This window comes from Streptomyces sulphureus DSM 40104 (assembly GCF_000381025.1).
GTDB lineage: Bacteria > Actinomycetota > Actinomycetes > Streptomycetales > Streptomycetaceae > Streptomyces > Streptomyces sulphureus.
On sequence record NZ_KB905819.1, the window covers coordinates 152,177 to 166,847 of the forward strand.

Consider the following 14,671-nt stretch of genomic DNA (forward strand, 5'->3'; position numbering starts at 1 on the left):
TGACCTCCCACGGAGCCGGCCGGCACCGCTGCCGTCCCCGGGCGTGCGCCGGCCGGCGGACGTCCCGGCGCCAGGCGATGCGGCGCTCCCCGCAACGATCGCAAAGGTCGGGGCGTCCGGCATCTTCGGGAACGTGCCGGAGTGAACGCGTTTGCCGTCCGCGTCCCCGTGGCACCCGCGGCGGCAGTCGTACGTGAGGAGGGACGCCATGCCGGCCGGAGCCAGCAACAAGCGTGAGCGGCAGTACGAGCACATCAAGAAGGGCCAGCGGGAGCGCGGCACTTCGGAAGGCAGGGCCGAGGAGATCGCGGCGCGCACCGTCAACAAGGAGCGGGCGCAGACCGGCGAGTCCCGCCGGCGCAGCCGCACCTCCACCCGGGACATGCCCGCGCCTCAGCGCGGCGGCGAGCGTTCGCACCGCGGCCCCATCAGCCCGACCCGCGACCAGCTCTACAACGAGGCGAAGCAGCGCGGCGTCGAGGGGCGCTCCCGGATGAACAAGGCGCAGCTCGAAAAGGCGCTGGGCCGCAAGAGGAAGTAGCCGGTGGCGGGCGCGGCCGCGCGACGCGGTCTGTACGCGGGGTGCAGCGACGGGGTATCCAGCGGGGTATGACCGACGTGAACGGCAACGGTGCGCACCTCGACACGTCCGCAGTCCCCGAGCCGGGCGAGCCGCCCGAGGAGGTCGTCTCCCGGCTGACGCTCGCCGAGAAGGCTTCGCTGACGAGCGGCGCCGACTTCTGGCACACGGAGGAGATAGCCCGTCCCGGTGGCGAACTGCTCGTCCCCCGCGTTGCGCTGAGCGACGGGCCGCACGGGCTGCGGAAGCAGCCGGAACAGGGAGAGCACCTCGGCGCGGGCGACAGCGTCCCCGCGACCTGCTTCCCGCCCGCGGTCGGTGTCGGCTCCTCGCTCGACACCGAGCTGTTGGAGCGCGTCGGCGCGGCCATCGCCGACGAGGCGCGCGCCGAGGGCGTGCACGTGGTGCTGGGTCCGGGGATCAACATCAAGCGCTCGCCGCTGTGCGGGCGGAACTTCGAGTACTACTCGGAGGACCCGCTGGTCTCGGGCGCCCTCGGTGCCGCGTTCGTGCGCGGGGTGCAGAGCCGCGGTGTGGGGGCCTCGCTGAAGCACTTCGCGGCCAACAACCAGGAGCACGACCGCCTTCGGATCAGCGCCGAGGTCGACGAACGCCCGTTGCGCGAGATCTACTTGCGCGGGTTCGCGCGGGTGGTCGCCGAGGCGCAGCCGTGGACGGTGATGTGCTCCTACAACCGGCTCAACGGCGTCTACACCTCGCAGCACCCGTGGCTCCTCACGCAGGTCCTGCGCGAGGAGTGGGGGTTCGACGGGCTCGTCGTCTCCGACTGGGGCGCCGTCGACGACCGGGTCGCGGGCCTGGCGGCCGGGCTCGACCTGGAGATGCCGTCGAGTGGGGGCCGTACCGACGCGCAGTTGGTGGAGGCCGTCCGCAGCGGCGAGTTGGAGGAGTCCGCGCTCGACCGCTCCGCGGGGCGCGTCGTGCGGCTTGTGCGCCGGGCGCACGCGGCGGAGGACCCCGGAGCCGGCTACAACGCGCAGGCGCACCACGCCCTCGCGAGGGAGGCGGCAGCGCGCAGCATCGTGCTGCTGAAGAACGAGGGCGGACTCCTCCCCCTCGCCGAGGACGGCCAACGCCTCGCCGTGCTGGGCGAGTTCGCACGGACTCCGCGCTACCAGGGCGGCGGCAGCTCGCACATCAACCCCACACGGGTCGACTCGGCGCTCGACGAGTTCGTCCGGCGCCTCGGCTCCGAACAGGTCGACTTCGCCCCCGGCTTCCCGCTGGAGGGCGACGAGAGCGACGAGGGGGAGCTGCTCGCCAACGCCGTCACGGCCGCCGCCTCCGCACACACCGCCGTCGTCTTCCTCGGGCTGCCCGCGGAGGCGGAGTCGGAGGGCTACGACAGGGCGCACCTGCGGCTGCCCGAACCCCAACTCCGGCTGCTCGACGCCGTCCTGGAGGTCAACCCGCGCACCGTCGCCGTGCTCTCCAACGGCGGCGCCGTCGAGGTCTCCGGGTTCGCCGACGCGGTGCCCGCGCTGCTGGAGGGCTGGCTGCTGGGGCAGGCGGGCGGCTCCGCGACCGTCGACGTCCTCTACGGCGACGTCAACCCCTCGGCGCGGCTCACCGAGACCCTCCCGCACCGCCTCCAGGACACCCCCGCGTACCTCGACTTCCCCGGCGAACTCGGCCACGTGCGGTACGGCGAGGGCGTCTTCGTCGGATACCGCTGGTACGACGCGCGCCAGGCGGACGTCGCCTTCCCCTTCGGGCACGGGCTCTCCTACACCACCTTCGGCTACCGCGACCTCGCCGTCGCGCAGGACGCGGACGGGCTCCTCGTGCGGTGCACCGTCGCCAACACCGGGCGGCGGGCCGGTCGGGAGGTCGTCCAGGTCTACGTCGGCCGTCCGGACTCCCGCGTGGCGCGCCCGCCGCGCGAGCTGAAGGCCTTCGCCTCCGTCCACCTGGAGCCGGGCGAGGAACGGGAGCTGGAGCTGCGGGTACGGCGCGCCGACCTCGCGTACTGGGACACGCGGGCGGACAGATGGCTCGTCGAGGGAGGTCGCCACGCGGTCGACGTCGGCGCCTCCAGCCGCGACCTGCGGCTGAGCACCCGCACCGAGCTGGCGGGCGACGACGCCGACCTCCCGCTCGGCCTCCACTCCACCCTCGGAGAACTGCTCGCGCACCCCGTCGCGGGCCCGGCGTTCCGCAGGGCCGCCGCCTCCGCCGTGGGCGAGGAGGCGGTCTCGGGGCTTCTCGACGACCCGACGACGCAGCAGATGGCGGCCTCCTTCCCCGTCGGCAGGCTCCCCTCGTTCTTCGGCGCGACCTTGGACCTCGAACGGTTGGAGCAGCTCCTCGGGGAGGCGAACGAGGGGCGGTAGGGCGGAAATCGGGGGCGGGGCCCGGCGGTCGGGGTGTTTTTCCGTGAGGCGGACCCGGTGCCGGGCGCCGTCGCCTCCGATCGACGGGGTCCGTGTGCGTGAGGGGTCGGTCCTGGTTGCCGTCTCGCTCCTGTCGGCAGAGTTGTGTGCGGAGGAATTGCCGGGCCGGGCTTGCGTCGTCTTCGGACGTGCCTGGCGGTCGGGGACTCGGCGGGCTTCTGCCGGCAGGTCCTGCCGGGGCGGCCGTCGCCTCGTGTCCGTCTGGCGTTGGCGAGGCGGGGCTGCGCTCGCCTCCCCTCGAGGGCTCGTGCGCGGGCGGCGTACGGCAGGCGGTGTGCTGGAGCGGGTCAACTCGGCTCCGCTGCGGTGTACTTGCACGCTCGCCGCGCCCGCCTGGCCCGCGCGGGGCGTCCTGCCGCGCTGGGTCGTGCGCGGGAGTCCGCCCGGCAGCGCGCATCGGAACCGTACGAACGGGTGATCCCGCAGCCCGCTCGTACGGCAGCGACCCGCGCCCGGCGCCGTACGCGGGAGGGTGTCGGGGGAAGCGCCCCCGCGCCGTGGCAACGCGAGTGCGTAGCCGGGGGATTGGGGCAGGCAGCGAGCGAGAGGCGGGCACCCGGTGAGCGACACCCCGATCGAGGAGTACGGCCTCCTCTCCGACCGGAACGGCGCCGCGCTCGTCAGCAGGGAGGGCAGCGTCGACTGGCTCTGTCTCCCCCGCTTCGACAGCCCCGCGCTCTTCGCCCGGCTCCTCGACGACTCCGCAGGCCACTGGCTCGTACGCCCCGAGCGCACCCTGCACACCGCACGCCGCTACCTGCCGGGAACGATGGTGCTGCGCACGGAGTTCACCACGGAGACCGGCACCGTCGAGCTCACGGACGCGCTCGCACTCGGCGGAAGCGGGGACCCGCACCGGCTCGGCGAGGGCGCGGAACACCTGCTCATCCGGTCCGTGCGGTGCACCAAGGGCTCCGCCGAGGTCCGCGTCGAGTACCGGCCGCGTCCCGAGTACGGCCGCGTCGTGCCCGTCCTGCGGGCGTTCGACGGAGGTTTGCGGGCGCGCGGCGGCCCCGCGGCGCTCGCGCTGAGCAGCCCCGTCGGGCTGGACACGGGCGACGGCGCCGCCAGTACCGTGCTCGCACTCTCCGAGGGCGAGACGGTCCGGCTCGCGCTGCACGCCGGAAGCCTCGACGGCCCGCTGCCGCGCCTCCTCGGCCAGCGCGAGATCGGCGAGCACCTCGCCGCGACGGCGACGGCCTGGCGCTCCTGGTCCCGCCTCCACCAGGACTACCGAGGACCGTGGCGCCGTGAGGTGCTCGCCTCGGGCCGCGTCCTGCAGGCGCTCTCCTACCAGCCGACGGGCGCGATCGTCGCAGCGGCGACCACCTCCCTGCCCGAGGAGGTCGGCGGCGTGCGGAACTGGGACTACCGCTATAGCTGGGTGCGGGACGCGGCACTGAGCATGGACGCCCTCGGCTCCTCGGCCTGCCTCGACGAGGTGGGCGGCTTCTTCGCCTTCATGACCGACGCGGCGGCCACCGACTGGCCGCGCACCCACCTCCAGATCATGTACGGCATCGGCGGCGAACGCGACCTGACGGAACGGGAGTTGCCGCACCTCGCCGGATGGCGCGACAGCGCGCCCGTACGAGTGGGGAACGCCGCCTGGACGCAGGCGCAGCTCGACTCCTACGGCGAACTCCTCGCCTGCGCCGAGCGCTTCGCCGACCGGCTCGACCCGGACGACGCCGCACAGCACGCCTTCCTCATCTCGCTCGCCGACACGGCAGCCGAGGAGTGGCGCACGCCCGACCACGGGATCTGGGAAGTGCGCGGCCCCGCACAGCACTTCGTCCACTCCAAGCTCATGTGCTGGGTCGCCCTCGACCGCGCCCTGCGCCTCGCCGACCGCATCGGCGCGCACCATCGCGTCGAGGAATGGAAGCGCGACCGCGAGGAGATCCGGGAGGCGATCCTCGAGCACGGCTGGAACAGCCGGACCGGCGCGTTCACGCAGTACTTCGGCTCGACGGAGCTCGACGCCTCCGCACTGATGCTGCCGATCTCCGGCTTCCTGCCGCCGACCGACGAGCGCGCTCTCGCCACGATCGACGCCGTGGCCGCACACCTCACGGACGCGGGCTCAGGACTCGTCCGCAGATACCGCAGCGCGGCACCCGTCGACGGCCTGGAGGGCAGCGAGGGCAGCTTCCTCCTCTGCACGTTCTGGCTCGCCCAGGCCCAGGCGCTCGCCGGCCGCGTCGAGGAGGCCCGCACCGTCTTCGAACGCGCCGCCTCCTACGCCAACGACCTCGGCCTCCTCGCCGAACAGGTCGACGCCGACACCGGCTCCCTCCTGGGCAACTACCCCCAGGCGTTCAGCCACATCGGCCTCATCAACGCGGCCCACGCCATCGGCCAGGCGGAGGGGACACTCAGCCGGCCCCTCCGCGGGCCCTGCACCTGAGTGCGTCGACGTGTGCGACGAAGACCGACCAGGGGTCGGCGGGGGCGGTGGTTGGTCACGACCGCCGTTGGACCTCGTGAAGTTGAGGAGGTGGCGCGACCGCACTGCGGCCGGGGGCTCTCCCGTCAGCCGCGCCTTTCGAGGTCCGCCCATACGCTCTTGCCCCAGCGCTGCTCATCTGTGCCCCAGTCGGCGGCCAACGCCGCGCGGAGACGCAGGCCGCGCCCGCCCTCTCCGTTGTTGTCCGCTTCGCGCTTCACCGGCCGCGCCCTGGAGAGGTCCGCGACGCCGACCCGCACGCGCGCGGCGTCGGGGCGGTCGACGACGACTCGGATGGAATCCCGCCGTGCGTACTGCACGGCGTTGGCCACCAGCTCGGAGACGAGCAGCGCCCCGTCCTCGGCCAAGTCGTTCAGCCCCCAGACGGAACAGGCTGCATGAACCAGGCGCCGCGCGGTCGCGGTGCTTTCCGGCCGGCGGAGCAGGGTCTCGCTGTACCTGGGGTGCCCGGACTGACGGGCTCGGGTTGCAGGTTGCGGCACGTCGGTCTGCTTCCTTCAGATCGGCCAGCCCCGGGGCCGTTCGCGCGGTCGCCGGGGCGCTTCGCGTTCAAGTAACCGGGGGGCGTGATCACGCGGAGGAGCCAACCAGGGGGCCGGGGAGGGGCCACACTGGCCACGAAAGGGGCCGCCATGAGCGACACCGCCGACCGACGCCGCGAGTTCGGCGCCTACCTCGCCGGTCTGCGGCGGCATTCCGACCGCTCGCAACGGCAGCTCGCCGCCGTGCTGTGCGCCGTGTCCGGCGCCCGGTCGATCACGCGGAACGAGGTCTCCCGGTGGGAGCGCGGGGAGCGCATCCCGGACGTGTGGCTGCCCACCTTCGCCCGGGTACTCGGCGTGCCGCTGCGTGAGCTGGAGCAAGCAGCCGCGTACGCCCGGGGATACGCCCAGGCAGGACTGCCCCGGGTCGCGTCCACCCTCGCGGACCTGCTGCCCGACGGGGACGCGCTGAAGCCCCCGGCGGCGCTCTGCGGCCGTCGGATCGGTGCCACCACCGTCGAGGGTCTGGCGGCCCGAGTGCACGGCCTCCGGCTCGCGGACGACGTTCTGTCCGGTGGGGACCTGATCGCCCCCGCATTCCGTGAGCTGCGCGCCGCCGTCCGGCTGTACCGCGAGTCCGAGCATTCCGAGGAGACGGGGCGCGGACTGCTGGTGCAGGTCGGGGAGTTGGCGCAGATCGCAGGGTGGATCGCCTCGGACGCCGGTCGGGGGGGAGGACGCGGAGCACGCCTACCGGCTCGGGCTCTCGGCCGCCCGCCAGGCCGGGGACGCGCCGTTGGTGGCACAGCTCGCGGGCAGCCTCGGCTACCACCTCACGAACAGCGGCCGAGAGCGGGAGGGCCTGGAGTTGGCGAAGGCGGCCGTTGCGGAGGCCGGGCCGGACGCTCCGGCCACGACGCGCGCCCTGTTCCTCGATCGCGTGGCGTGGGCGCATACGCGTGCAGGGGAGGCACAACCGGCTCTACGGGCGCTCGGGGAGGCGCACGCCGCCCTGGACACCACGGATGGCCCTCCGGCACCGACGTGGGCGTACTGGGTGAACCGCGAGGAGCTCGAGGTCATGGACGCCCGGGTGTTCACCGAGCTGCGCCGCCCGCTGCGCGCGGTGCCGCTGCTTCAGGACGTGCTGGGACGGTATGACGCCACGCACGCCCGGGAGGTCGCGCTGTACCGCTCGTGGCTGGCCGTTGCACTGGCCGACGCCAACGAGCCCGAGCAGGCCGCCGAAGAGGCCCGCCGCGTCATCGACACGTCCGGGGATCTTTCCTCGGAGCGCACGGCGAAGCGGACCCGTACGGTCCTGCACCGATTGAAGGGACACGAGGAGGTACCCGAGGCGCGCGAAGTGCTGGCTGATTACGGGCACTTGTTGCTCACGTGATTGCACAGCTCCCTTGCCTACGCCTCGTTCGCGTACAGCGTCCGCGAGGGGTCACCCAACCTCTCCGCGACTTCCGTCACGTGACACCGCGACCCTGATCCACGCGGGCGGCGGTGCGCTCCTCACGAGGAAAGACGCTGCGCCACTCCACGATCGAAGCCGGCGTCGGACACCTGAACTTCGCTGCTGCCGGTCAGGAGGCGGCCCGCCGAGCGGACAGGGTGGCCCCGCGCACGCGCCGAAGGGCGCTTCGGGGACCGCCGTTCACGCAACGCCCCTGAAGGGCTGATACGCCGGGTCAGTGAGTCGCGGCATGTAGCTGCGCCCCGGTTCAGAGGGTTCTGCGTGGTGGGGCGGGTGGGGCTCGGCCCTACGGCCGACGGATTGTGGGCGGGCGGCGACCGGAGAGGCACAGGGTCGGAGCAACAGCGCTCGTGTTGCGGCGAGTTGGTGGGGGCGGGCGAGTCGTTGCGCCGCGTCGTCGAGGAGCATCCACCCTCACCGGAGGCGCAGGCGGGCAGTGCTGTGGCGCGGCCCGAACGGTGGCGCCGGGCCGCGCGAGCGGTTTCAGACGTTGACGCCGAAGTCCTGGGCGATGCCTGCGAGTCCGGAGGCGTAGCCCTGGCCGACGGCGCGGAACTTCCACTCGGCGCCGTGGCGGTAGAGCTCGCCGAAGACCATCGCGGTCTCCGTCGCCGCGTCCTCCGTGAGGTCGTAGCGGGCGAGTTCGGAGCCGTCGGCGCTGTTGACGACGCGGATGAAGGCGTTGCGGACCTGGCCGAAGCTCTGGTTGCGTTCTTCGGCGTCGTAGATCGAGACGGGGAAGACGACCTTTTCGACCTCGGCCGGCACCTGGGAGAGGTCGACCTGGATCTGCTCGTCGTCCCCGCCGCTGCCGCCGGTGAGGTCGTCGCCGGAGTGCACCACCGAACCCTCGGGGCTGCGCAGGTTGTTGAAGAAGACGAAGTGCTGGTCGCTGGGGACCTTGCCGGCCGCGTCGCAGAGGAGTGCGGAGGCGTCGAGGTCGTAGTCGGCACCCGTGGTGGTGCGGACCTCCCAGCCGAGACCCACCATGACGGCGGTGAGCCCGGGGGCCTCCTTGCTCAGCGAGACGTTGCCGCCCTTGGACAGGGTCACACCCATGGGTATACCTCCACTGCTTCTCTGCCGCCGCGGACCGTCCCGCGTGCGGTGCGGGTGGTGCGCGGGGTGGTGTGCTGCTGTCCGGTGAACGGGCCGGGCGCACAGGGAGTTCCAAGATTGCGCAATCACTTAACTGCAACTGACCGGCGGGTTCCGCTCCGCACGGATCGCGCGACGACCCTGCGGCTGAACTCGCACAGCAGGCAGGTCGGTTCGGTCGTGCACTGCCGGGGGAACGACGTCGTGCCGCAGACGCGCGAAGGTCGGGGGCCGACTCTCGTTTGCTCCGGGCAGCCCGCGGGGGTTCCGTAGCTGTGTGTTCCAGAGCGACGCCGATGTCAGTGCCTGGGCCTATAACTGTGCGCATGACTCGGGAACCCGTCCACTGGAAGCTCGTCCTCGACGCCCGCGATCCGCATGCGCAGGCCGAGTTCTGGGCTGCCGCCCTCCACTACACCTTCGAGGACCACAGCCTCCTCATCGGCAAGCTCCTCGGACTCGGCGCGATCACCCAGGAACTGGTGCTCCGCCACCGGGACCGCGACGCCTGGCGGGACGCCGCCGCGGTACGCCACCCCACGGACCCGTACGACCCGGAGAGCGACACAGGACTCGGCCGCCGCCTGCTCTTCAACCGCGTCCCACTGCCGGAGAAGACCGCGAGGAACCGCCTCCACATCGACCTTCACGGCCCCGAAGGCGCACGCGAGCCGGAGGTGGAGCGCCTCCGCGCCCTCGGCGCCCGCGTCGAGGCGAACGTCGCGGAGCCGGCGGGGAGTTGGACGGTGATGACGGACCCTGAGGGCAACGAGTTCTGCGTGCACTGAGGCAGCGCCGCCGGGTCAAGGGCAGCCGCGCGAGGTCCGGCGGAGGGGGGGCAACTTCGGGCGGGCTGCTGGGGGTTGGTGCTGGGGGCCAGGCGCGTGGTGTCGGTGGCCCTGCACCGGAGGTGGGGCGCAGGTCGCGGGCGTCGCACGCCGGACACGTGGATGCGGGGTGCGTGGCGCCGGACTCTGAATGGCGGGCGGCGGATGCGGGATTGGCGGACGCTGGCTGTCGGCTGTCTGATGCCGGTTGCCGGACATGGGGCGACGGACGCCGGGCGTCGGACGCGGGATGCCGGACGCTGGCGCGGCGGCGCCGGGCGGGGAATGCTGCATGCCGGACATCGCAATGCGGAGTGCGGGATGCCGGACGTGCGGACGTGGGACGTTCGGATGCGGGGTGCCGGACATGGCTACGCGGGGTCCCGGGCGTGTGGCGCCGGACATGGAATGCCACGTGCCAGGCATTGGGCGCCGGACGGCGGGCATCGGACGCGGGACGCCGGATGCAGAACGTTCGGGTGTCGGGTGCAGGACACGAGACGCAGGAGTGCCGGGCGTCGAACGCGGACGCCGGGCGCGTCATGCCGGACGTGGAATGCCGCATGCCCGACCTTGGGCGGTGGACGCGTCACGCTGGACACCGGCGTGGGACGCAGACCGTGGGGACGGAGGATGTCGGGTGCTGAACGCCAAACTTCGGGACACGGGATGCCGCGGTGGGGGACGCGGGGTGCCGCCCCCGACGGAACCGCACGTGGCCGCCGACGACGTAGGTCCGCCCCCCGGCTCACCTCGCGGCCGCGCCTCCGCGTGCCCACTCCCGGAGAACCACGACGCGCCGCCCCGCCGAGCGGCAGCCAGGCAAGGCGTCCCGGTCTCAGTCCGACGTCCGCTCCGAGTCCCCCGGGGCGCTCCGCGGACTGCGGAAGCCCGGGGTGGCGAAGTCGGGGCTGGAGAAGTCGGGCGCGGCGTATCCGGGGTCGTCCTCGGTGCGGGCGTCCTCCTGTTCGGTGGTTCCGGCGCCGCGCTGCGGCGGGAGCGTAACGCCCGTGGAAGCCGGGGTCGAACGGGCGGGCGCGTCACCGGAGTTGGGTCGCGGGCTGCCGCCGGGCTTGAGCTGTTTGCGCAGGTAGGGGAGGACGCCGCGGTCCCGAAGAGCGGTGAGCCACGCCTCGCGTGCCTCCTCCTCCGCCTGCGCCGCCTCGGGGGAGACGGGGCCGTGCCGGTGGAGCGGGCGGTTCCGCAGCGCCCCGACGGCGACGCCCACGAGGGCCGCGAGCAGCGCGACGAGCGCCACCACCAGCGTCGTCCAGCCCGCCGTGACCAACCCGTCGGCGAGCGGCGGGGGTTCGCTGAGTATCCGGAGGCCGTAGCCGCCCGCGAGGAAGACCAGCGCGGCGACGGCGGCGAGCGAGGGGACGATGGCGCCGAGCGCCTGGAGGACGGCGCGAGGAGTCCAGGGGGTGTGCGGCTCGTCGGGGTGTCTGCGGCGGGGGATGCCGGAGCGGGCGGGGCGGGGGCGCCTGCGGGTGAGGTAGGCGCGGTACTCGGGGGCGGCCGGTGCTGCCACGGAGTCGGTCGCGCGGAGCGCGCGGGCACGCAACCTGCGGGCGTCCAGGCGGGTTTCGGGAGCGTCGAGGAGGGATTCGACCTCCTCGGAACCGATCGCCTCGTCGAGTACCCTCTCGAACTCCGGCCTGTCCTCCGCCTTGAGACGGTTGGCGCGGTCCATGGACACCCCCGGTTGCAGTGGAACGGCGTGCGTACGCCCGGCGGCCTTGCTGCGGGCGGTGGTGCGTGCACCGCTCCGCCTCCTCGACCGGCCGGCGGGGAGCCGCTCCGGCGGGCGAGCGTGAACGGTGCTGCACTCGCCATTCTATTTCCCGTATTGCGCAATCCCTAAAGCGAGTTGGTCACGCTCGGTCGGGTGGATTGCCGGCTCGTCGCCTTCACGCGACATCCCTACCCGGGTGTGACCGTTCCTCACCTGCGGCGAAGCGCGGCGACGCCGTCCTGTCCGCCGCTCCGGCGGCGTCGCGCTCTGCGACGTCCCGGTGTGCGGGGTGGCCGAATTCACCGCCGTACGCGGCGAGTTCGCGCCGTCTTTCGTACCGGCGCCGGGCCACGACGAGAGCGACGGCGTAGAGCCCGAGCACCGGGACCAGCAGCGCGTAGTACAGCGGCGGCAGCCCCGTCATGCCGAGCGGCGAGGCGAGCGGCGAGAGCGGCAGCACCACGCCGACGCAGGAGAGTCCGGCGACGGCCGCGAGCACGGGGCGCGGCACGGCACCGCACCCCGGCGCGTACGCCGCGCGCCCCGTCCGCAGCAGGAGGATGACGAGCGCTTGGGTGAGCAGGTTCTCCGTGAACCAGCCGGCGTGGAACTCGTCCTGCCCGCCCGGTCCCAGCGCCCCGTGCACGGCGAGTGCGAGCACCGCGAAGGTGGCGAGGTCGGCGACGGCGTTGAGCAGGCCGAAACCCGCGACGAAGCCGAGGAGTTCGCGCGGGCGCAGCGCCGTGGGCCTCCGCAGCGACGCGGGCGCCGGCCGGTCGAAGGCGAAGGCGAGCTGGGCGGCGTCGAAGCAGAGGTTCTGGACGAGGACCTGCGCGGGGAACATCGGCAGGAACGGCAGGAGGAGCCCGGCGACGAGCATCGCCAGCACGTTGCCGAGGTTGGAGGAGAGGACGGCTCTCAAGTACGCACCGAGGTTGGCCCCGCACCGCCTCCCCACCGTGACGGCCCCGGTGACGGCGGTGAGGTCCTTCGCTGCACCGACGGCCACCACGATGTCCGCCGCCTCGCGCGCCACGGGTGCCGCGTCGCGCGGGGCGAGGCCGACGTCCGCCGACTGGAGTGCGGGCAGGTCGTTCACTCCGTCCCCCAGGTACGCCGTCGTGCGCCCCCGAGCGCGCAGCGCGGTGACGACGCGGGCCTTCTGCTCGGGCGTGCACCGCGCGAAGACGTCGGTACGCTCGGCGGCGTCGGCGAGTTGGGCGTCGTCGAGGCGGTCCGTCGCGTCGCCGGTGAGGACCGGGAAGCGGGCGCCCGCATTGCCGAACTCCTGTGTCGCGGGGTGCGCGGGCCCGTGCGCGGCGAGACCGAGGTCGCGTGCCGCTCGCGCCGCGGTGCCGGGGTGATCGCCGGTGAGGAGCTTCACGGAGACGCCGAGGGCCCCGAGTTCGGCGAGCGCCTCCCCGGCGGAGGGGTCGGGTGCGTCGCGGAGGCCGACGTAGCCGAGGAGGGTCAGGCCGCGCTCGTCGGCCCGGGTGTACCGCGTCGTCCGTGCCGGGCGCTCCGCCGCCGCCACGGCGAGAACCCGCAGCCCGTCGCCCCCGAAGTCGACGGCGCGGCGCCGGAGTTGATCGCGCTCCCGCTCGTCGAGAGGGCGCTCGGTGCCGTCGGGGAGGCGCAGGCCGGTGCAGCGCTCCAGGATCTGCTCCGGGGCGCCTTTGCTGACGAGCGTGTGGAAGCCGGCGCGCTGAGGCGTGCGCACCACGGCGCAGGCGCTGCGGTGCGCCGGGTCGAGCGGCAATGCGTCGACGCCCTCGTACGCCCACGGCGAGGCGGACTCGGGAGCGGCCTCCTCCGCCGCCTCCAGCAGCGCCTCGTCGAGTGCGTCCGGACGGGGCGCGTCGGCCAGTTGGAGCGTCCACAGGCTGTTGACGGCGGCCCAGTGGGCGACGAGCGGTTCGGCGGCGCCCGTCCCGTCCACCGAGGAGTCGAGGACGGGGCGGCCCTGGGTGAGCGTGCCGGTCTTGTCGGTGCAGAGGACCTCGGCCGCGCCGAGGTCGTGGAGCGCGGGAAGGCGTTTGACGAGCACCTCGCCGTCCCCGGCCAGCCGCGCCGCGCCCCGCGACAGCGCCGTCGAGACGACGACGGGAAGCATCTCGGGCGTCAGCGCGACGGCCACGGCGACCGCGAACGGCAGCGTGGCGAGGCCCCGTCCACGCAGCAGCGCGTCGACGAGGAGGGCGGCGGGCGGCAGCAGCAGCATGAACCGCATGAGCATCCACGCGACTTGGCTCACCGCCCGGTCGAAGGCCCCGCCGCCCCGCCGCCGCTGCCGGCGGTAGGCGGACGCGAAGCGGGTGCGCGCCCCCGTCGCCACGACGACGCCCTGCCCCGTACCGGCGGCGACGCTGCTGCCCTGGAAGCACAGATGCGGCCCTTCGAACGGCCCGCGGTCCCGATCGGGCTCCTCCACCGGGTACTTGGGGACCGGCGCCGACTCGCCCGTCAGCGCCGACTGCCGCACCGTGAGCCCGGAGGCGCGCAGCAGGCGGAGGTCGGCGGGGACCGCGTCGCCGGGAGCGAGGCGGACGACGTCGCCGGGCACGAGCTCGTCGACGGGGATCTCCCGCACGGCGGACGGCGCGCCCTCCGTGGCTCGGCGCTGCACGGTGGCGGTGGCGGCGAGGAGTTCGCGCAACCTCGACGTCGAGCGGTCGGCGCGGTGCTCGCCCGCTGCCCGCAGCCCCGAACCGACGAGCACCAGCAGCGAGATGGTGCACGCCGTCCCCCACGAGGCGACGGCCGCCGAGACGACGGCGAGCGTGAGCAGCACCGCGGCGAAGGGGTCGCGCAGCGCCAGCAGCAGCCGCCGCGGCCACGAAGGGGTCTCGCGGTCGGGGAGCGCGTTCTCGCCCCAGTGCGTCAACCGCCCTTCCGCTGCGGCCTCGTGGAGACCGCGGGGCCCTGAGCCCAGGTGGCGGAGTGCTTCGAGGGAGGTGCCGGCCGTGGCGGGGTCCGGTGCCGTCCGCGGCGGGGCCGCGGCGCCGTCGGGCACGGGCAGGGAGCGCGGTGCGGAGTCCGTTCCGCGGCTCGGGAGGCGCTGTCTCGGCCTGGTGCGGTGGTCAGGCTCCGAGGCCATGTGCGGTCCCCGGCGCTTCAATTCCGTGGCCGCCGCGTTCGCTCAGCCGCCCGACGAGCCAGCGGACGAGGGTCACGACGTCCGGGTCGTCGACGAGGTACACCACTCGGCGCCCCTCGCGCCGGGAGCGTACGAGCCCGGCAAGCTTCAGTTTGGCGAGATGCTGGCTGACGGCGGGGAGGGTGCCGCCGACGCGCTGTGCGAGGTGGCTCACGTCGGACTCGTGCTGGGCGAGCGCCCAGACGAGATGGAGGCGGGCGGGGGAGGCGAGGAGCCCGAAAGCGGCCGCCGCCTCGGCGAGCACTTCGCTGGACGGGTCGCCGTACTGGGCGCTCGTCGGTCCGTCGAAGCCGCCGTTCTGCGCCGCCACCGCAACCCCACCTCTCCCGACCGGCGACGCTGCGGCTGCTGCCTCGGCGCCGTTGCCCCCGGAAGCCTCTCCCGGACCGCTGCCCCGCCCTGGTGACGCTCAGTGTAGGCAT

Annotated in this window: 10 protein-coding genes and 1 pseudogene; 6 read left to right on the plus strand and 5 right to left on the minus strand. The window is 73.8% G+C overall.

What is annotated here, in order from left to right; genetic code table 11:
• Window positions 1-208: 208 nt before the first annotated feature.
• The 3 genes from F603_RS0119995 (at window position 209) to F603_RS0120005 (ending at window position 5,404) form a co-directional block, all read left to right on the plus strand.
• Window positions 209-541: a hypothetical protein gene (locus F603_RS0119995; RefSeq protein ID WP_019547753.1), complete on the plus strand. Its 333-nt coding sequence runs from the start codon at window positions 209-211 to the stop codon at window positions 539-541.
• 68 nt (window positions 542-609) lie between these two features.
• Window positions 610-2,934: a glycoside hydrolase family 3 C-terminal domain-containing protein gene (locus F603_RS0120000; RefSeq protein WP_019547754.1), complete on the plus strand. Its 2,325-nt coding sequence runs from the start codon at window positions 610-612 to the stop codon at window positions 2,932-2,934.
• Between the two features lie 619 nt (window positions 2,935-3,553).
• Window positions 3,554-5,404 (plus strand): glycoside hydrolase family 15 protein, encoded by a 1,851-nt coding sequence (locus F603_RS0120005; RefSeq protein ID WP_019547755.1) that lies wholly within the window; start codon window positions 3,554-3,556, stop codon window positions 5,402-5,404.
• Window positions 5,405-5,529: 125 nt separating this feature from the next.
• Here F603_RS0120005 and F603_RS0120010 read toward each other — a convergent pair whose 3' ends face one another.
• Entirely contained in the window at window positions 5,530-5,946 is a 417-nt protein-coding gene (locus F603_RS0120010; RefSeq protein ID WP_019547756.1) for an ATP-binding protein, read from the minus strand.
• A gap of 150 nt (window positions 5,947-6,096) precedes the next feature.
• Here F603_RS0120010 and F603_RS35940 point away from each other — a divergent pair.
• Window positions 6,097-6,264: pseudogene (locus tag F603_RS35940) on the plus strand (transcriptional regulator); the annotation flags it as partial.
• A 283-nt stretch (window positions 6,265-6,547) separates the two neighbouring features.
• Window positions 6,548-7,348, plus strand: a complete 801-nt coding sequence (locus tag F603_RS35945; RefSeq protein WP_483855293.1) for an NsdA family TPR-like regulatory protein — start codon at window positions 6,548-6,550, stop codon at window positions 7,346-7,348.
• A 567-nt stretch (window positions 7,349-7,915) separates the two neighbouring features.
• Here the strand turns inward: F603_RS35945 and F603_RS0120020 are convergent.
• Window positions 7,916-8,491, minus strand: coding sequence for a TerD family protein (locus F603_RS0120020; RefSeq protein ID WP_016906297.1), 576 nt, complete (start codon window positions 8,489-8,491; stop codon window positions 7,916-7,918).
• A 365-nt stretch (window positions 8,492-8,856) separates the two neighbouring features.
• Here F603_RS0120020 and F603_RS0120025 point away from each other — a divergent pair, with 365 nt between their 5' ends.
• Window positions 8,857-9,318, plus strand: coding sequence for a VOC family protein (locus F603_RS0120025; protein WP_019547758.1), 462 nt, complete (start codon window positions 8,857-8,859; stop codon window positions 9,316-9,318).
• An 877-nt stretch (window positions 9,319-10,195) separates the two neighbouring features.
• Here F603_RS0120025 and F603_RS0120030 read toward each other — a convergent pair.
• From F603_RS0120030 to F603_RS0120040, 3 genes are all read right to left on the minus strand, one after another.
• A complete protein-coding gene (locus tag F603_RS0120030; RefSeq protein WP_019547759.1) occupies window positions 10,196-11,050 on the minus strand; it encodes a hypothetical protein in 855 nt (284 codons plus the stop codon).
• Between the two features lie 217 nt (window positions 11,051-11,267).
• On the minus strand, window positions 11,268-14,189 hold the full coding sequence (mgtA, locus tag F603_RS0120035; protein WP_019547760.1) for a magnesium-translocating P-type ATPase: 2,922 nt from the start codon (window positions 14,187-14,189) through the stop codon (window positions 11,268-11,270).
• Window positions 14,173-14,559: an ArsR/SmtB family transcription factor gene (locus F603_RS0120040; RefSeq protein WP_019547761.1), complete on the minus strand. Its 387-nt coding sequence runs from the start codon at window positions 14,557-14,559 to the stop codon at window positions 14,173-14,175. The genes mgtA and F603_RS0120040 overlap by 17 nt, the downstream gene beginning before the upstream one ends.
• Between the last annotated feature and the right edge of the window lie 112 nt (window positions 14,560-14,671).